The organism is Mesorhizobium sp. M0047 (assembly GCF_040323315.1).
Lineage (GTDB): Bacteria > Pseudomonadota > Alphaproteobacteria > Rhizobiales > Rhizobiaceae > Mesorhizobium.
In genome coordinates, this window is the sequence record NZ_JAMYUW010000030.1 from 50263 (window position 1) to 67704 (window position 17442).

Here is a 17442-nt window from a genome sequence, read left to right on the forward strand (position 1 = left end):
CCGAGCCGTTGCCCGCAGTTCGCGCATGCTTTTAAGTGAAAATAATCCCATGGCAACCGAACGATACAATCCGCGCGCGTCAGAGCCCAAATGGCAGAAGGCCTGGGACGCCAAGAAGCTGTTCGAAGCGCAAAATGACGATCCGCGCCCGAAATACTACGTGCTGGAGATGTTCCCTTATCCGTCGGGGCGTATCCATATCGGCCACACCCGCAACTACACGATGGGTGACGTCGTGGCACGCTACAAGCGGGCCAAGGGTTTCAATGTGCTGCACCCGATGGGCTGGGACGCGTTCGGCATGCCGGCCGAGAACGCGGCGATGCAGAACAAGGTCCATCCCAAGGAATGGACCTATCAAAACATCGCCACCATGCGCGAGCAACTCAAGGTCATGGGCCTGTCGCTGGACTGGGCGCGCGAATTCGCCACCTGCGACGTCGACTACTACCATCGCCAGCAGATGCTGTTCCTCGATTTCGTCGAGAAGGGGCTGGTGACGCGCAAATCCTCCAAGGTCAACTGGGATCCGGAGGACATGACCGTGCTCGCCAACGAGCAGGTCATCGACGGGCGCGGCTGGCGTTCGGGCGCGCTGGTCGAACAGCGCGAACTGACGCAGTGGTTCTTCAAGATCACCGATTTTGCGCAGGATCTGCTGGATTCGCTCGACGGCCTCGAGGAATGGCCGGAAAAAGTGAAGCTGATGCAGCAGAACTGGATCGGCCGCTCGGAAGGCCTGCTGATCCGTTGGCCGCTGGCAGATGCTGTCGGTGGCGAGCATGAGCTGGAAGTCTATACGACACGGCCCGACACCATCTTCGGCGCTTCCTTCATGGCTGTCGCCGCCGATCATCCGCTGGCCAAGAAGGCTGCGGAAGGCAATCCGGCGCTGGCGAAGTTCATCGAGGATATCAGCCATATGGGCACCTCGGTGGCGGCGCTTGAGACGGCTGAGAAGAAGGGCTTTGACACCGGTATCCGCGTCGTCCATCCGTTTGACGACAGTTGGAAGCTGCCTGTCTATGTCGCCAATTTCGTGCTGATGGAATACGGCACCGGCGCCATCTTCGGCTGTCCGTCCGGCGACCAGCGCGACCTCGACTTCGCCAACAAATACGGCCTGCCGGTGATCCCGGTGGTGATGCCGGAAGGCGAGAATCCGGCAAGCTTCCAGATCATCGATCAAGCCTTTGTCGACGATGGCGTGATGATCAACTCGCGCTTCCTCGACGGCATGAAGCCGGATCAGGCTTTCGACGAGGTGGCGAAGCTACTGGAACAGAAGACCATCGGCAACCGGCCGATGGCGGAGCGCAAGGTGAATTTCCGCCTGCGCGACTGGGGCATTTCGCGCCAGCGCTACTGGGGCTGCCCGATCCCGATGATCCATTGCGAGGATTGCGGCGTGGTGCCGGTCCCGAAAGCCGACCTGCCGGTCAAGTTACCCGACGATGTCGATTTCGACCGGCCGGGCAATCCGCTCGACCGGCATCCGACATGGCGGCATGTGAAATGCCCGCAATGCGGTAGAGATGCGCGGCGCGAAACCGACACGATGGACACCTTCGTCGATTCGTCCTGGTATTTCGCGCGCTTCACAGCACCCTGGGCGCATGAACCGACTGATCCCAAGGCGGCCAATGAATGGCTGCCTGTCGACCAGTATATTGGCGGCATCGAGCACGCGATCCTGCACTTGCTCTATTCCCGCTTCTTCACCCGTGCCATGCGCGAGGCCGGTCATGTCGATCTGGCCGAGCCGTTCAAAGGGCTGTTCACGCAAGGCATGGTGGTGCACGAGACCTATCGCGTCGGCTCGGCATCGAATGGCCGCTGGCTGGCGCCCACCGAGATTCGGCTGGAAGACGTTGACGGCAAGCGCCGCGCCATCGAGATCTCTACAGGCGAGACGGCGACGATCGGCCCGCTCGAAAAGATGTCGAAGTCGAAGAAGAACACGGTCAGTCCGGAAGACATCACCGATGGCTATGGCGCCGACACAGCGCGCTGGTTCATGCTGTCGGATTCACCGCCAGAGCGCGACGTTGAATGGACCGACGATGGCGCCGCCGGCGCGCATCGCTTCATCCAGCGCATCTGGCGCCTGGTGTCGACGGCGGCCGAAACGTTGGCCGGCATCGAGCCCGCGGCGGCTGGCAGCGACGAGGCCGCTGTGGTTTCCAAGGCCGCGCACAAGATCCTGAAGGCGGTCGGTGAGGATATCGAGAAGCTGGCTTTCAACCGCGCCATCGCCCGCATGTACGAACTGGCCAACGCGCTGACCTCGCCGCTCAACGAGGTGGCCGAAGGCAAGGCTGATGCAGCACTCAAGGGTGCCTGCCGGCAGGCCGTGGAGATTCTCGTGCATCTGATCGCACCGGTCATGCCGCATCTGGCAGAGGAGTGCTGGGAAACGCTCAGCGGCACCGATCTGGTTGCCGAACGGCCGTGGCCGGCGTTCGATCCGGCGCTGGTCGTCGACAACGAAGTCACCTATCCGGTGCAGGTCAACGGCAAGAAGCGGGGAGATTTGACAATTGCCCGCGACGCGGACCAAGGTGCGGTCGAAAAAGCGGTATTGGCTCTCGACTTCGTGCAGAAAGCGCTCGAAGGAAAGGCTCCGCGCAAGGTGATCATCGTGCCGCAGAGGATCGTCAATGTCGTTGCCTGATCGGGAAAAGACAGGGCTGAGCCATGTGCTGCGCCATATCGCGTTCGCCGGCCTGGTCGGCTCGCTCGCGCTTGTCTCGGCCTGCACCGTGCGGCCGCTCTATTCGAGCGCGTCGCTGTCGGGTTCGCAGGCGAGCGCCAATGCCGAACTGGCTTCGATCGCCATCAAGCCGGTCAACTCGCGTTATGCCCAGCAGGTGCGCAACAATCTGATTTTCGGGTTTGGACGAGGTGCCGGCGAGCCGGCCTCACCGGCCTATTCGCTCAATCTCGGCGTGACCGAAGCCGTCGAATCCGCGGCACTTGTGCAGGTTGGGACCAACGAGGACGAACCGACCGCCGGTTCCGTGACGCTGACTGGCAACTATACGCTGTCCGATGTGAAGACCGGTGTGGTGATCGCATCCGGCAAGCGTTCGATCACCTCGTCCTTCGACAGGCCGCGTCAGGAGTTCGCCGCGTACCGGGCGCAGATCGACGCCGAGAATCGAGCCGCGCGCGAACTGGCCGAAGCGCTGCAATTGTCCATCGCCCAGGATCTGGTCAGGCACGCCAGGGCCAGCTAGCACGGCCTGTCATTCTAGCGGCTCGAGCATGGTGGGATGATCGTGAGATCACGATCAGGTTCCCGGATAGAGACATCCTGCATCGCCGCGAAGAGACGCCATCAGCCGCCCCAGCACAGCGGGCAGGTCGCGCCAGCGGCGTGCGCTGTGAGATGACGATTCGGTTGCGTCGTTCGCAGAGGCTGTCACGACGATTTTGCTGTCCAAGGATCGTCGGCGATCCATTCGGGAAGCAACTGTTAACCACTCGCTCCCTATTGCTCGGAAGGCAATTCAGAGTGAGTCTTGAGAATGGAAGCCAGGCGTTTTTCCCGGGTCAATTTGTTGAAGGCAGCATCGCCCGATGATCCCGAGGTGAAGTGCGACAAGGGCGGGCAGCGAACGTCTTCAGCCGCGACAGGCGATCATGATCGTCCGGCCCACAAGGGACTGGATGGCCGGCAGCCCGGCACACACCAGGTCGGCTATTCCGTGCCGATTGTCGATCTCGGCGGCAACAGGCGGCCCTATATGGAGCCAAGGGGCGCGGAGGCGAGCAACGCGTCCTTGAAAAACGGTGATATCGAAAGTCCTGCCTGGCAGGAATACTTCTTCCTCGCGCCCAACGTGCGTTTCACCCGCACACCAGACTATGAAGCCAAGAAGCAACGCCCGCAGCACGAGCGTCTTGTCGAGCAAGGCGATGCAGACGTGCTCCCCACGCCGCAAACAGTCGCGCAAGCCATGGTCGATGAGGCATCCTCCGCGCCCTCGCTGCTGGCGTTGCCGGCCTCGGTGAAAACCCCGGCCTCCCAGCCGCTGGCAGGCCGCGGCGCCGCCACGCAAAGACCATCAACGCCGGCTGCGGCTCTCGCTCTTCCGGGACGGGCCAGAGAGAAGGAGGGTATCGTAGCTCCGGTGACGGCAGCAACGGGACGAGCTTCCGCGCGCGGGGCTGCCGCTCCGGGCGCGCCGATCAAACCGGCCACTGCCGAAAAACTGCGCTGGCCCTATCTTTCGGATCACGCGTTCTTCGAGGCTATGGCGCCCTATCTGGTCGATGTTTCGTCACAGGCCCGGCAGGCCAGCCCAACCTCGCCGGCACCGGTCGTCGCAGCGCCTGTCATCGCCCGTGAGCGGCTCGACAACCGCTCGCCGATGGTGACCGATGCCACCTCGCTGTTTCGCGTCATCGAATGGCTTCCAGGTCAGACATCGAAGTCGTTACCGGACGTTTTGCCGGCTAACTCGAACCAGGCCGTCGTCCAGCCTGACGTATCTGCGGGCATTCCGCCCCGAGCCGACGCTGCCGCAATCCTCGCTGCTAAAAGCGATGCCGTTCCTGCGCCGGCCGGCGTGGATGTCACTGTCAGGGCCGCCGCTGCTCGCTCTCCGCGCTTGCCAAGGGCCGGGAATATTGTGCTGTCAACGGCGGGCGACCTTTATGAGCTTCCTTCGGAAGAGCTGTTGCAGCAGCCCCCGGAGGGGCAAGGCTTCTACATGTCGCAGGAGCGGCTCGAGCAGAACGCTGATCTGTTGGAAAGCGTGCTCGAGGATTTCGGTGTGCGCGGCGAGATCATTCACGTTCGCCCGGGCCCGGTCGTTACGCTCTATGAGTTCGAGCCGGCGCCGGGAGTAAAATCTTCCCGTGTCATCGGGCTTGCCGATGATATCGCCCGCTCCATGTCGGCGATTTCGGCGCGCGTCGCCGTCGTGCCTGGTCGCAACGTCATCGGCATCGAGCTTCCGAACGAGACGCGCGAAACCGTCTATTTTCGCGAATTGATCGAATCGGAGGGCTTCCGCAGGACCAGCTGCAAGTTGGCGCTTTGCCTGGGCAAGACGATCGGCGGTGAACCGGTCATCGCCGAACTGGCGAAGATGCCTCACCTGCTCGTGGCCGGAACCACCGGATCCGGCAAGTCGGTTGCCATCAACACCATGATCCTGTCGTTGCTCTACCGGCTGAAGCCGGAGGAATGCCGGCTGATCATGGTCGATCCCAAGATGCTCGAACTCTCCGTTTATGACGGCATTCCGCATCTTCTGACGCCCGTAGTCACGGACCCCAAGAAAGCCGTCACCGCGCTAAAGTGGGCGGTGCGCGAAATGGAGGACCGCTATCGCAAGATGGCTCGGCTCGGTGTGCGCAACATCGATGGCTACAATGAGCGTGCGGCCGCTGCCCGCGACAAGGGCGAGACCGTCGTCATGACGGTGCAGACCGGTTTCGAAAAGGGCACCGGCGAGCCGCTTTTCGAACAGCAGGAAATCGATCTTGCGCCGATGCCCTACATCGTCGTCATCGTCGACGAGATGGCCGACCTGATGATGGTCGCCGGCAAGGAGATCGAAGGCGCCATCCAGCGTCTGGCGCAGATGGCGCGCGCTGCCGGCATTCACCTGATCATGGCAACGCAGCGCCCTTCCGTCGATGTCATCACAGGCACCATCAAGGCCAATTTCCCGACCCGGATTTCCTTCCAGGTGACGTCCAAGATCGACAGCCGCACCATCCTTGGCGAGCAGGGCGCCGAACAGCTCCTCGGCCAGGGCGACATGTTGCACATGATGGGTGGGGGGCGCATTTCCCGCGTGCATGGTCCCTTCGTTTCAGATGCGGAGGTCGAGCACGTCGTGGCACATCTGAAGGCGCAGGGCCGGCCTGAATATCTGGAAACCGTGACAGCCGACGAGGATGAGGAAGAAGTCGAAGCCGACCAGGGCGCGGTCTTCGACAAGGGATCGGCTGCAGCCGAAGACAGTGATTCCATCTACGACGAGGCGGTCAAGGTGGTGGTGCGCGACAAGAAGTGTTCGACGTCATACATCCAGCGCCGCCTGGGCGTCGGTTACAACCGCGCCGCATCCCTGGTCGAACGCATGGAAAAGGAAGGGTTGGTCGGCGCACCCAACCATGTCGGTAAACGCGAAATCATCATGGGGCGGCGCCCGTCGGCAACCGCGCCTGACGATGACGGCACGGATTGATCGGCCGTCGCTTCAAGCTGCGGCGCATAAAAAAGGCCGGATGCCCGGCCTTTTTTCGTATCGGATATCGGATCGCTCAGCCGATCTTCTGGCCGGTCTTGGCCCAATCGGCGAGGAAGGCGGCGAGGCCCTTGTCGGTCAACGGATGGTTGACCAGCGCCTTCAGGGTCGCCGGCGGCGCGGTAACAACGTCGGCGCCGATCAGGGCTGCCTGCTTGACATGGTTCACCGTGCGGACCGAAGCGACGAGGATCTCGGTCTGGAAATCGTAATTTTCGTAGATCTGCCGGATCTCCTGGATCAGCTCCATGCCGTCCGCGCCGGTGTCGTCGACACGGCCGACGAAGGGCGAAATGAAGGAAGCGCCGGCCTTGGCCGCCAGCAGTGCCTGGTTGGCCGAGAAGCACAGCGTGACGTTGACCATACGGTTCATCTGGGTGCGGATCGTCTTGCAGGCCTTCAGCCCGTCGAGCGTCAGCGGCACCTTGATGCAGACATTGGGCGCGATCTTGGCCAACGTCTCGGCCTCCGCCATCATGGCCTTGAATTCGGTGGCCACCACTTCCGCCGACACCGGCCCTTCGACGATGTCGCAGATCTGCTTGGTGACCTCGGAGATCTTGCCGCCGGATTTCAGGATCAGCGACGGGTTGGTGGTAACGCCATCGAGCAGTCCCAGATCGTTCAGCTCACGGATATCCTTGATATCGGCGGTGTCGACAAAAAATTTCATGGCAGGTCTCCTGAAGATTTTTATGTGCATGCCATGCACATTCGGGGTCGGCCTTTGATCTAGACCAAAGTCAGGGCAAGGTCACGCCTCATGATCGAAGATTCGCCCTTTGTCGCAGCCGCACCGGTGCTGGTGCCGATGCCCGCCGAACGCCCCTACACCTATGCCGTGCCCACCGGCATGCACGTGGTGCCGGGCTCGATCGTGCGCGTGCCGCTCGGCCCGCGCCAGGTAGCCGGCATCGTCTGGGATGGCATGGTCGAGAAGGTCGATGCGAAGAAGTTGCGCCCGATCGAGCAGGTCTTCGACTGCCCGCCGATCGACCGCGCGATGCGCCGTTTCGTCGATTGGGTGGCGCAGTACACGCTGTCGCCACCGGGCATGGTGGCGCGCATGCTGCTCAGGGCACCGGAAGCATTCGATCCCGAACCATGGATCGAGGGGCTGCAGCGCACGCTTCTGGTGCCCGACCGGATGACGGCCGCCAGGGAGCGGGTGCTGGAGACGGCCGAAGGCGGCCTTGCCTGGACGCGGTCCGGGTTGGCTCATGCCGCAGGCGTGTCGTCGACGGTGATCGACGGCCTGAGGGCGCAAGGCGTCTTCGAGACGGTGATGATCCCGCCGCGCCCGGTGGTGGCCGCGCCCGATTCCATCTACGCCACACCGGAACTGATGCCGGACCAGAGCGACGCGGCGCTGATGCTGCGCGCCAATGTCGCAGCCGGCGTGTTCAATGTCGCACTGCTCGACGGCGTTACCGGATCGGGCAAGACGGAGGTTTATTTCGAGGCGGTGGCGGCCGCGCTCGACCAGGGCAAGCAGGTGTTGATCCTGCTACCGGAAATCGCGCTGACGCATGCCTTTCTCGAGCGCTTCCAGCAGCGCTTCGGTGCCAAGCCGGGCGAATGGCATTCCGACCTGCCGCCGCGGATGCGCGAAAAAGTGTGGCGGCAAGTGGCGGAAGGCGGCGTGCGGGTCGTCGCCGGCGCGCGCTCGGCGCTGTTCCTGCCGTTCAAGGAACTCGGCCTGATCGTCGTCGACGAGGAGCACGACCCTGCCTACAAGCAGGAGGACCGCGTCTTCTACAATGCGCGCGACATGGCGGTGGTGCGCGGCCATATCGGCAGCTTTCCGGTGGTGCTGGCGTCGGCGACGCCATCGGTGGAAAGTCGGGTCAATGCGAGCCAAGGCAAATACAACAGAGCCGTTCTTTCTGCCCGTTTCGCCGAGGCGGCGCTCCCCCATCTCAAGGCAATCGACATGCGCCGCGCACCGCCGGCGCGCGGCGGCTTCCTGTCGCCGGTGCTGCTCGACCAGATGCGCCAGACGCTGGAGAGGAAGGAGCAGTCGCTGCTCTTCCTAAACCGGCGCGGTTATGCGCCGTTGACGCTATGCCGGGTCTGCGGCCATCGCTTCGGTTGCCCGGTCTGCTCGGCCTGGCTGGTCGAGCACCGCTTTCGCGGCCAGCTGGTCTGCCATCATTGCGGGCACAATGAGCGCCGTCCCGAAGCCTGCCCGGAATGTGGCACGCTTGACCACCTGGTCGCCTGCGGGCCAGGTGTCGAGCGTATCGCCGAAGAGGTCGTCGCGCATTTTCCCGACGCGCGCACCATCGTTTTGTCGTCCGACCTGATGGGCGGCGTGCGGCGGCTGCGATTGGAGTTGGAGGCGATCGCCAATGGCGAGGCCGACATCGTCATCGGCACGCAGCTCGTCGCCAAGGGCCACAATTTCCCCAACATGACGCTGGTCGGCGTCGTCGATGCCGATCTCGGCCTTGCTAATGGTGATCCGCGCGCCGCCGAGCGCACCTTCCAACTGCTCAGCCAGGTGACCGGCCGCGCCGGCCGTACCGGTAAGAAGAGCCTCGGCCTGCTACAGACCTTCCAGCCGGACCATCCGGTGATGAGGGCGATCGTCTCCGGTGACGCCGAGGCCTTTTACGAGCGCGAGATCGCCGAGCGCGAGCGGGCCGCCCTGCCGCCCTTCGGCCGGCTGGCCGGTGTCATCGTCAGCGCGGTGACGCGAGCCGAAGCCGAGGGCCATGCACGGGGCCTGCGCCGCGCTGCGCCCGAAGCCACCGACCTGTTTGTGCTGGGGCCGGCCGAGGCACCGCTGTCCCTGCTTGGCGGCCGACACCGTTTCCGCCTGCTGATCCAGGGCGAACGGCGCGCCGACATGCAAGGCTTTATCCGCGCCATGCTGGCCAAGGGGCCGAAACAGCGCGGTTCGGTCCGGGTGCAGGTGGATATCGACCCGCAGAGCTTTTTGTAGATCGCGTTTGCAAGAATAGTTGGCCGCAGGTCAGCGAGGAATGGAAGATCTTATGAAAACCCTTGGCCTTCTGGGCGGCATGAGCTGGGAATCAACGGCCATCTATTACCGCCTGCTCAACGAGATCGTGCGCGAGCGGCTGAGTGGGCTGCATTCGGCGAAACTCCTGCTGTGGTCGTTCGACTTTGCCGAAATCGCCGAGCGGCAGCATCATGGTGACTGGGAGGGCGCCGGCGTGCTTCTCGTCGAAGCGGCGCGCAAGCTCGAGGCCGGCGGCGCGGAAGGCTTGCTTCTGTGCACCAACACCATGCACAAACTGGCTGACCAGGTGCAGGCGTCGGTGTCGATCCCGTTGATCCACATCGCCGACGCCACGGCGGTGGCGGTCAAGCGCGCCGGCATGCAGCGCCCGGCACTGCTGGCGACGCGTTTCACCATGGAGCAGGATTTCTACAAGGGCCGGCTCGCCGACAAATATGGCCTCTCGCCAGTGGTGCCCGACGCGGCCGGGCGCGACATGGTCCATCGCGTCATCTACGAGGAATTGTGCCAGGGCATCGTCACCGAAGCCTCCAAGGCGGCTTATATCGCCGAGACCGAACGCCTGCGCCGCGAAGAGGCCGCCGACAGCGTCATCATGGGCTGCACCGAGATCACCATGCTGATCGGCCAGCAGGATTTCGACATCCCGGTCTTCGACACGACGCGCATCCATGCCGAGGCGGCGATCGAATTTGCGCTCAGTTGACGTGTTTCGCCCAAAGTGCCGGGAGCCATCTGGCGCCGGGTTTTTCCTCCGCTAGAATGCCCCGAAATTGCAAACAGGCATTTCGAGGGGACAAGATGGATTTTGCGCTTCCGTGGCCGACGACCCAGGGCGAATGGCTGGCGTGGTCGAGCGCCGTCATTACCGTGCTGCTCGGACTTTTGTTCTTTCTGGCACCTGGCCTCGCCTTCCGTGCGCTGCGCTTGCAGGCCAAGCCCGAGAAGGCTGCGGCGATCGCCGAGGGACGCGGCAGGATGTCGGGTTTCTATCTCGGCGTCGGCCTGTGCTGCATCCTCTTGGCGCAGCCGCTGATCTACATGACGCTTGGCTTCTCCTGGCTGTTCACCGCCTTTGGTCGGCTGCTGTCGATGATGTCGGATGGCGCCAACACGCCATTCAATTGGGTTTCCATCGTGGTGGAACTGGCGCTGGCGGCGCTGCCGCTTGCCTTCGCCTTTGGCTTTCTGCCTTGAATCGTTAGGTATTCCGCGATGGAAGGGCGACGACTTTCGCCGGATGCGACAATAGTGCCTGAAAACCATGCGGAACGACGCATTGCGGTCTTAAAATGCCTGTGCTAGACGGCAATCGACTTTCGGCCGGGGATAGCGGAAGCCGCGCCTCCGTGCTCGAAAAAATGCAGTAAGGTCAAAGATTTAGCCAGAGTTTTTGCTCGCGCCAACAATCTACGGCCTGTCAGACAAGAGAAAAGACGGTCCGTGGCTCAATCGTCATCGCCAATCTCAGGTGTCGCAGAACGCTATGCGGGTTCGCTGTTCGAACTCGCCCTGCAGGCAAATTCCGTCGCCAAGGTCGAAGCCGACCTCAACAGCTTCGAAGCCATGCTCGCGGGCAGCGCGGACCTTACCCGCCTGATCAACAGCCCGGTGTTTTCCAGCGAGGATCAGGCCAAAGCCATCGCGGCGATCGCCGACAAGGCCGGGATTACTGGCCTCACCGGCAATTTCCTGCGTGTCGTCGCCCGCAACCGCCGCCTGTTCGCCATTCCCGGCATGATCAGGGCGTTCCGCAGGATCGCCGCCGAACATCGTGGCGAGACCGCTGCCGAAGTGACGTCGGCGCATGAGCTGACGACAGCCCAGCAGACTGAACTCAAGGCCGCGCTGAAGAGCGTTGCCGGCAAGGACGTGGCCATCTCCGTCACCGTCGATCCGTCGCTGCTTGGCGGGCTGGTGATCAAGATGGGCTCGCGCCAGATCGATACGTCGCTCAAAACCAAACTCAATTCGCTCAAGCTTGCACTGAAAGAGGTCGGCTGATGGACATCCGCGCCGCGGAAATTTCCGCAATTCTGAAAGACCAGATCAAGAATTTCGGCAAGGAGGCCAAGGTCTCCGAAGTTGGACAGGTGCTGTCCGTCGGTGACGGTATCGCCCGTGTCTACGGCCTCGACAATGTCCAGGCCGGCGAGATGGTCGAATTCCCGGGCGGTATCCGCGGCATGGCGCTCAACCTCGAAGCCGATAATGTCGGCGTCGTCATCTTCGGCGCCGACCGCGACATCAAGGAAGGCGACATCGTCAAGCGCACCGGCGCCATCGTCGACGTTCCCGTCGGCCCCGGCCTGCTCGGCCGCGTCGTCGACGCGCTCGGCAATCCGATCGACGGCAAGGGCCCGATCAAGGCAGTCGAGCGCAAGCGCGTCGACGTCAAGGCGCCCGGCATCATCCCGCGCAAATCGGTGAACGAGCCGATGTCGACCGGCCTCAAAGCCATCGATGCTCTGATCCCGGTCGGCCGCGGCCAGCGCGAGCTGGTCATCGGCGACCGCCAGACCGGCAAGACCGCTATCATCCTCGACACCATGCTCAACCAGAAGTCGGTGCACGACAACGGCCCCGAGAAGGAAAAGCTCTACTGCGTCTACGTCGCCGTCGGCCAGAAGCGCTCGACCGTCGCGCAGTTCGTCAAGGTGCTGGAAGAGCGCGGTGCGCTCGAATATTCGATCATCATCGCCGCCACCGCTTCCGATCCGGCACCGATGCAGTTCCTGGCGCCATTCGCCGGCGCCACCATGGGCGAGTACTTCCGCGACAACGGCATGCATGCGCTGATCAGCTATGACGATCTGTCGAAGCAGGCCGTCGCCTATCGTCAGATGTCGCTGCTGCTGCGCCGCCCGCCGGGCCGCGAAGCCTATCCCGGCGACGTCTTCTACCTGCACTCGCGCCTGCTCGAGCGCGCCGCCAAGCTCAACGACGATCTGGGCGGTGGGTCGCTGACCGCACTGCCGATCATCGAGACGCAGGCCAACGACGTGTCGGCCTACATCCCGACCAACGTGATCTCGATCACCGACGGCCAGATCTTCCTCGAAACCAACCTGTTCTTCCAGGGTATCCGTCCTGCCGTGAACGTCGGCCTGTCTGTCAGCCGTGTCGGCTCGGCCGCGCAGATCAAGGCGATGAAGCAGGTTGCCGGCTCGATCAAGGGCGAGCTCGCGCAGTACCGCGAAATGGCGGCCTTCGCGCAGTTCGGCTCGGATCTCGACGCCGCCACGCAGCGTCTGCTCAACCGCGGGTCGCGCCTGACCGAACTCCTCAAGCAGCCGCAGTTTTCGCCGCTGAAGACGGAAGAGCAGGTCGCGGTGATCTTCGCCGGCGTCAACGGCTATCTCGACAAGCTGCCGGTCAACCAGGTCGGCAAGTTCGAGCATGGCCTGCTCAGCCACATGCGTGCAGCCGGCAAGGACATTCTCGACGCCATCCGCAAGGAAAAGGCGCTGTCGGACGATCTGCGCGCCAAGCTGAAGGCCGAGATCGACGCTTTCGCCAAGACGTTCGCCTGAGCGAAGCGCCAGTCGGGATGAGACAAGACGGGATCAGGTTTGAAGCATGCCTTCGTTAAAAGACCTTCGTAACCGCATCGCCTCGGTCAAGGCGACGCAGAAGATCACCAAGGCGATGCAGATGGTCGCCGCGGCGAAGCTGCGCCGCGCGCAAGAGGCCGCGGAAGCGGCGCGCCCCTATTCGGAGCGCATGGGTTCCGTGCTGGCCAACATCACCCAGGCGATCGGCGGCGGTGGCGATGCCCCGGCGCTGATGACCGGCACTGGCAAGGATGACGTGCATCTGCTCGTCATCTGCACTGCCGAGCGCGGCCTGTGCGGCGGCTTCAATTCGCAGATCGCGCGCCACGCGCGAGACCATATCCGCAAGCTGCTGGCCGACGGCAAGCACGTCAAGATCATCTGCGTCGGCAAGAAGGGTTTCGACATCCTGCGCCGCGACTATGCGTCGCTGATCATCGACCGCGTCGATCTGCGCGAGGTCAAGACGCTTGGTTTCGTCAACGCCGATGCCATCGCCAAGAAGGTCATCCAGCTCTTCAACGAGGGCAGCTTCGACATCTGCACGTTGTTCTATTCGCAGTTCAAGTCGGTGATCAGCCAGATCCCGACAGCGCAGCAGATCATTCCGGCGGGCGTTGCTTCGGCTCAGGCGGAAGTGACGGATGGCGGAAACGCCGTCTATGAGTACGAACCGGAGCCGGGCGAAATTCTCTCCGACCTCATTCCGCGCAACATCTCGGTGCAGGTTTTCCGGGCGCTGCTCGAAAACGCGGCCGGCGAAATGGGCGCCAAGATGAGCGCCATGGACAATGCGACGCGCAACGCCGGCGAGATGATCAACAAGCTGTCGATCACCTACAACCGCCAGCGGCAGGCGCAGATCACCAAGGAACTGATCGAAATCATTTCGGGCGCCGAGGCGCTCTAGGCGCGGTCCGCGGGTCATCGACCCGCGACCGGATCGCGTGAGAAACAAAGGACGAAAAAGGGTAAAGACGATGGCGAAAGCAGCGACCCCCCAGAAGGCGACTCCCAAGACGGCGGCCCCCAAGGCAGCAGCCGCGAAGACCGCAGCCCCCGCGAAGGCGGCGGCCAAGGCTCCAGCAGCGAAGGCAACTCCGGCCAACACGGCCGCCCTGGCGAGCAAGGCAACCGGCGTTGTAGGCAAGGTTCGCCAGGTCATCGGCGCCGTTGTCGACGTGCAGTTCGGCGATCACCTGCCGGCGATCCTGAACGCGCTCGAGACGACCAATGTCGGCAACCGCCTCGTGCTCGAAGTTGCCCAGCATCTGGGTGAAAACACCGTGCGCTGCATTGCCATGGACTCGACCGAAGGTCTGGTTCGCGGCCAGGACGTGCGTGACACCGGCGCGCCGATCACCGTGCCGGTCGGCCCGGGCATGCTCGGCCGCATCATCAATGTCATCGGCGAGCCGGTCGACGAAGAAGGCCCGGTCGACGCGATCGAAATGCGCTCCATCCACCAGCCGGCTCCGACCTATGTCGAGCAGTCGACGGAAGCACAGATCCTGATCACCGGGATCAAGGTGCTCGACCTGCTGGCTCCCTACGCTAAGGGCGGCAAGATTGGCCTGTTCGGCGGCGCCGGCGTCGGCAAGACCGTGCTGATCCAGGAACTGATCAACAACATCGCCAAGGCGCATGGCGGCTACTCGGTGTTCGCCGGCGTCGGCGAGCGCACCCGCGAAGGCAACGATCTCTATCACGAGTTCATCGAATCCGGCGTCAACAAGAAGGGCGGCGGCGAAGGCTCCAAGGCCGCACTCGTCTACGGCCAGATGAACGAGCCGCCGGGCGCGCGTGCCCGCGTCGGCCTGACCGGCCTGACTGTTGCCGAATATTTCCGTGACCAGGGCCAGGACGTGCTGTTCTTCGTCGACAACATCTTCCGCTTTACGCAGGCGGGTTCGGAAGTGTCGGCTCTGCTCGGCCGTATCCCGTCGGCGGTCGGCTATCAGCCGACGCTCGCCACCGACATGGGCGCGCTGCAGGAACGCATCACCACCACCACCAAGGGTTCGATCACCTCGGTGCAGGCCATCTACGTGCCCGCCGACGACTTGACCGATCCGGCGCCAGCGACCTCGTTCGCTCACCTTGATGCGACGACGACGCTGAACCGCGCCATCGCCGAAAAGGGCATCTACCCGGCCGTCGATCCGCTCGATTCGACCTCCCGCATGCTCGACCCGCTGGTCGTCGGAGAAGAGCACTATGGCGTCGCGCGCCAGGTGCAGTCGATCCTGCAGCGCTATAAGTCGCTGCAGGACATCATCGCCATCCTGGGCATGGACGAGCTGTCGGAAGAGGACAAGCAGACCGTGGCCCGCGCCCGCAAGATCGAGCGCTTCCTGTCGCAGCCCTTCTTCGTCGCCGAAGTGTTCACCGGCGCGCCGGGCAAGCTGGTCGACCTCGCCGACACCATCAAGGGCTTCAAGGGCCTCTGCAACGGCGACTACGATCACCTTCCGGAAGCTGCCTTCTACATGGTCGGCGGCATCGAGGAAGCAGTCGAGAAGGCACAGCGCCTCGCGGCTGAAGCGGCGTAATCAAGCGAATAGCGAATAGGGAGTAGCGAATAGGGAATATGGGCCGGCGAATTCTTCTGACTACTCGCTACTCGCTATTCGCTATTCGCTAAATTGACATGGCTGAAGCTTTCAAGTTCGAACTGGTCTCGCCGGAGCGCCTGCTTGTTTCCGCCGAGGTCGATTCCGTCGTCATTCCCGGCGCCGAAGGCGAGATGACCGTGATGGCGCATCACGCCCCGGTCATGACCACGATCAAGCCGGGTGTCGTCACGGTGAAGACCGCGGCGGCCGGTGAAGAACGCTATGTGGTGTTCGGCGGCTTCGCCGACATCGTTCCGGCCGGCTGTACGCTGCTGGCGGAATCGGCTGTCGCGGTGAAGGATGTCGACCGCGCCGATCTCGCGCGCCGCATCCAGGAGGCCAGGGAAGACGCCGCCGACGCCAAGGACGACCAGGTGCGAAGCAAGGCTGAACAGTTCCTTAGCCAGCTCACCACGCTGGAAGCTGCCATCTTGCCGGCCTAAAGTCTGCTTCAGACGATTGATCGAAAAGCGGGGCCTTGCCTCGCTTTTTTGTTAGATGCCCAATGCAGCGAAGGCAGCTGCCGGTCCGTCACGGCGTAACTGTTCGAGATGGGCGGTCGTGAGATCCATCAGGTTTGCGCGCCCGGACTCCTCCTTGGCAAAGCCAGCCAGATCAAAAACCGACACGACGGTTTCCGCAGCCGACAGGCGCTTGTCGCCGATTGCCGTCAACGGCGCGTCAAGCGGATCGGTGAAATGGCTCTCCGGCAAGGTCTTGCTGCGTGCTTCGCAGGCCGCGATCCAGGCGGCGATCGCCAGTGTCAGGTGTTCGGGCACAGCGCCGGCTTCGATGCTCTCCAAGGCGGAAGCGACGATGCGCTGCGGCAGTTTCTGGCTGCCGTCATTGGCGATCTGCGCCGTGCGGTGGGCAAGTGCTTTGTTTGAGAAGCGTTCTGCCAGCTCGGCGGTATAACTTGCAGTGTCGAGCCCGGCATTTTTTGGCAGCGTCGGGATAGCCTCGGCCCAGAGTCTATCGACAAAGGCCCGTATCGCCGGATCGGCGAAGGCGCGATCGACGGTGGCATGGCCGCTGAGCAGGCCAAGGTAGGCGATCGCCGAATGCGATCCGTTAAGCAGGCGTAGCTTCATGTCTTCGAACGGCCTGACGTCGTCGACCATGGTGGCGCCGAATTTTTCCCAGGCCGGCCGGCCCGTCGGAAAATTGTCTTCGATCACCCATTGGGAGAAAGGCTCGGTCATGACGGGCCATGCATCTTCGACGCCAAGCTCGACAGCGATTCGCGCCCGGTCGGCATCTGTGGTCGCCGGTACGATGCGGTCGACCATGCTCGACGGAAAGGCGACCGCATCGGCGATGTGTTTGGCGAGTGTGGCATCGCCCTTCGCGCCGAGCCTGGCATCTCGCATTTCGGCGAATTCAATCAGCAGCCGGTGCAGCGTGGCCCCGTTGGCCGGCAGGTTGTCGCAGCACAGCACGGTGAATGGCGGCGTGCCGGCTGCGCGTCGCTGGGCAAGCGCCTTGGCCAGAAAACCATGCGCCGTCTTCGGCATGCTCGGATTTGCCAGGTCGTTGACGATATCGGGATGAGCGGCGTCCAATCCACCGCCAGCCGCCCGCAGATAGGCCTTTTCGGTGATCGTCAGCGTGACGATGCGCGTGCGCGGATCGGTCAGCGCGGCCAGCACCGCGCTTGGGTCTTCCGGCGCCACCAGCATCGAGGCGATCGAGCCGATGACCTGAAGCTTTTCGGTTCCACTGCTTCTGATTGCCAGCGTATAGAGCCCATCCTGCGGCATGAGCGCGTCGCGCGTGTCGGCGCTGCGCAGCGACACACCGACGATGCCCCAGCCTGTCTCGCCGGCCGCCAGGCAATCATCGACATAAGCCGCCTGATGGGCGCGATGGAAGGCGCCGACACCGAGATGCACGATGCCCGGGACGACGTGGCTGCGATCATACGAAGGTGTCACGACCGAAGCCGGCAATGTCCCCGCCGTTATCGATGAAAGGCGTTTTGGCGTCGTGGCGCGGCTGGTCTGTTCGGATGGCAT

At 63.2% G+C, this 17442-nt stretch carries 13 protein-coding genes; 11 read left to right on the forward strand and 2 right to left on the reverse strand.

Annotation, left to right across the window (positions count from 1 at the left end):
• The first annotated feature begins 49 nt into the window (after nucleotides 1-49).
• The 3 genes from leuS to NKJ89_RS24620 all read left to right on the forward strand — a co-directional run bounded on the left by leuS (nucleotide 50) and on the right by NKJ89_RS24620 (nucleotide 6209).
• The gene (leuS, locus tag NKJ89_RS24610; protein WP_352606312.1) at nucleotides 50-2674 is read left to right on the forward strand and encodes a leucine--tRNA ligase; all 2625 of its coding nucleotides are present in this window, start codon (nucleotides 50-52) and stop codon (nucleotides 2672-2674) included.
• Entirely contained in the window at nucleotides 2661-3239 is a 579-nt protein-coding gene (locus tag NKJ89_RS24615; protein ID WP_352606313.1) for an LPS assembly lipoprotein LptE, read from the forward strand. The genes leuS and NKJ89_RS24615 overlap by 14 nt, the downstream gene beginning before the upstream one ends.
• 291 nt (nucleotides 3240-3530) lie before the next feature.
• Nucleotides 3531-6209: a DNA translocase FtsK gene (locus tag NKJ89_RS24620; RefSeq protein WP_352606315.1), complete on the forward strand. Its 2679-nt coding sequence runs from the start codon at nucleotides 3531-3533 to the stop codon at nucleotides 6207-6209.
• A 76-nt stretch (nucleotides 6210-6285) separates the two neighbouring features.
• Here the strand turns inward: NKJ89_RS24620 and fsa are convergent, their stop codons facing one another.
• On the reverse strand, nucleotides 6286-6942 hold the full coding sequence (gene fsa / locus NKJ89_RS24625; protein WP_023762502.1) for a fructose-6-phosphate aldolase: 657 nt from the start codon (nucleotides 6940-6942) through the stop codon (nucleotides 6286-6288).
• A gap of 90 nt (nucleotides 6943-7032) precedes the next feature.
• Here fsa and NKJ89_RS24630 point away from each other — a divergent pair, with 90 nt between their 5' ends.
• The 8 genes from NKJ89_RS24630 to NKJ89_RS24665 all read left to right on the forward strand — a co-directional run bounded on the left by NKJ89_RS24630 (nucleotide 7033) and on the right by NKJ89_RS24665 (nucleotide 15870).
• The gene (locus NKJ89_RS24630) at nucleotides 7033-9216 is read left to right on the forward strand and encodes a primosomal protein N' (RefSeq protein ID WP_352606317.1); all 2184 of its coding nucleotides are present in this window, start codon (nucleotides 7033-7035) and stop codon (nucleotides 9214-9216) included.
• 52 nt (nucleotides 9217-9268) lie between these two features.
• A complete protein-coding gene (locus tag NKJ89_RS24635; protein ID WP_352606319.1) occupies nucleotides 9269-9964 on the forward strand; it encodes an aspartate/glutamate racemase family protein in 696 nt (231 codons plus the stop codon).
• Nucleotides 9965-10059: 95 nt separating this feature from the next.
• Nucleotides 10060-10455 carry an AGROH133_08824 family phage infection protein gene (locus NKJ89_RS24640; protein ID WP_352606321.1) on the forward strand — a complete coding sequence of 132 codons (396 nt, stop codon included), beginning with the start codon at nucleotides 10060-10062 and terminating at the stop codon, nucleotides 10453-10455.
• 246 nt (nucleotides 10456-10701) lie between these two features.
• Entirely contained in the window at nucleotides 10702-11262 is a 561-nt protein-coding gene (locus NKJ89_RS24645; RefSeq protein ID WP_352606323.1) for a F0F1 ATP synthase subunit delta, read from the forward strand.
• The gene (gene atpA, locus NKJ89_RS24650) at nucleotides 11262-12791 is read left to right on the forward strand and encodes a F0F1 ATP synthase subunit alpha (protein ID WP_352606325.1); all 1530 of its coding nucleotides are present in this window, start codon (nucleotides 11262-11264) and stop codon (nucleotides 12789-12791) included. The genes NKJ89_RS24645 and atpA overlap by 1 nt, the downstream gene beginning before the upstream one ends.
• A gap of 46 nt (nucleotides 12792-12837) precedes the next feature.
• Nucleotides 12838-13722, forward strand: coding sequence for a F0F1 ATP synthase subunit gamma (locus tag NKJ89_RS24655; protein ID WP_352606327.1), 885 nt, complete (start codon nucleotides 12838-12840; stop codon nucleotides 13720-13722).
• 70 nt (nucleotides 13723-13792) lie between these two features.
• The gene (gene atpD / locus NKJ89_RS24660) at nucleotides 13793-15364 is read left to right on the forward strand and encodes a F0F1 ATP synthase subunit beta (protein WP_352606329.1); all 1572 of its coding nucleotides are present in this window, start codon (nucleotides 13793-13795) and stop codon (nucleotides 15362-15364) included.
• A 98-nt stretch (nucleotides 15365-15462) separates the two neighbouring features.
• Entirely contained in the window at nucleotides 15463-15870 is a 408-nt protein-coding gene (locus tag NKJ89_RS24665) for a F0F1 ATP synthase subunit epsilon (RefSeq protein ID WP_352606331.1), read from the forward strand.
• Nucleotides 15871-15921: 51 nt separating this feature from the next.
• Here NKJ89_RS24665 and NKJ89_RS24670 read toward each other — a convergent pair whose 3' ends face one another.
• On the reverse strand, nucleotides 15922-17442 hold the full coding sequence (locus tag NKJ89_RS24670; protein WP_352606333.1) for a mannitol dehydrogenase family protein: 1521 nt from the start codon (nucleotides 17440-17442) through the stop codon (nucleotides 15922-15924).

Bases quoted from the DNA above. Each gene is read 5' to 3' on its own strand.
- leuS (WP_352606312.1), top strand. From the start codon at position 50: ATGGCAACCGAACGATACAATCCGCGCGCGTCAGAGCCCAAATGGCAG.
- NKJ89_RS24615 (WP_352606313.1), top strand. From the start codon at position 2,661: ATGTCGTTGCCTGATCGGGAAAAGACAGGGCTGAGCCATGTGCTGCGC.
- NKJ89_RS24620 (WP_352606315.1), top strand. From the start codon at position 3,531: ATGGAAGCCAGGCGTTTTTCCCGGGTCAATTTGTTGAAGGCAGCATCG.
- fsa (WP_023762502.1), bottom strand. From the start codon at position 6,942: ATGAAATTTTTTGTCGACACCGCCGATATCAAGGATATCCGTGAGCTG.
- NKJ89_RS24630 (WP_352606317.1), top strand. From the start codon at position 7,033: ATGATCGAAGATTCGCCCTTTGTCGCAGCCGCACCGGTGCTGGTGCCG.
- NKJ89_RS24635 (WP_352606319.1), top strand. From the start codon at position 9,269: ATGAAAACCCTTGGCCTTCTGGGCGGCATGAGCTGGGAATCAACGGCC.
- NKJ89_RS24640 (WP_352606321.1), top strand. From the start codon at position 10,060: ATGGATTTTGCGCTTCCGTGGCCGACGACCCAGGGCGAATGGCTGGCG.
- atpA (WP_352606325.1), top strand. From the start codon at position 11,262: ATGGACATCCGCGCCGCGGAAATTTCCGCAATTCTGAAAGACCAGATC.
- NKJ89_RS24655 (WP_352606327.1), top strand. From the start codon at position 12,838: ATGCCTTCGTTAAAAGACCTTCGTAACCGCATCGCCTCGGTCAAGGCG.
- atpD (WP_352606329.1), top strand. From the start codon at position 13,793: ATGGCGAAAGCAGCGACCCCCCAGAAGGCGACTCCCAAGACGGCGGCC.
- NKJ89_RS24665 (WP_352606331.1), top strand. From the start codon at position 15,463: ATGGCTGAAGCTTTCAAGTTCGAACTGGTCTCGCCGGAGCGCCTGCTT.
- NKJ89_RS24670 (WP_352606333.1), bottom strand. From the start codon at position 17,442: ATGCCATCCGAACAGACCAGCCGCGCCACGACGCCAAAACGCCTTTCA.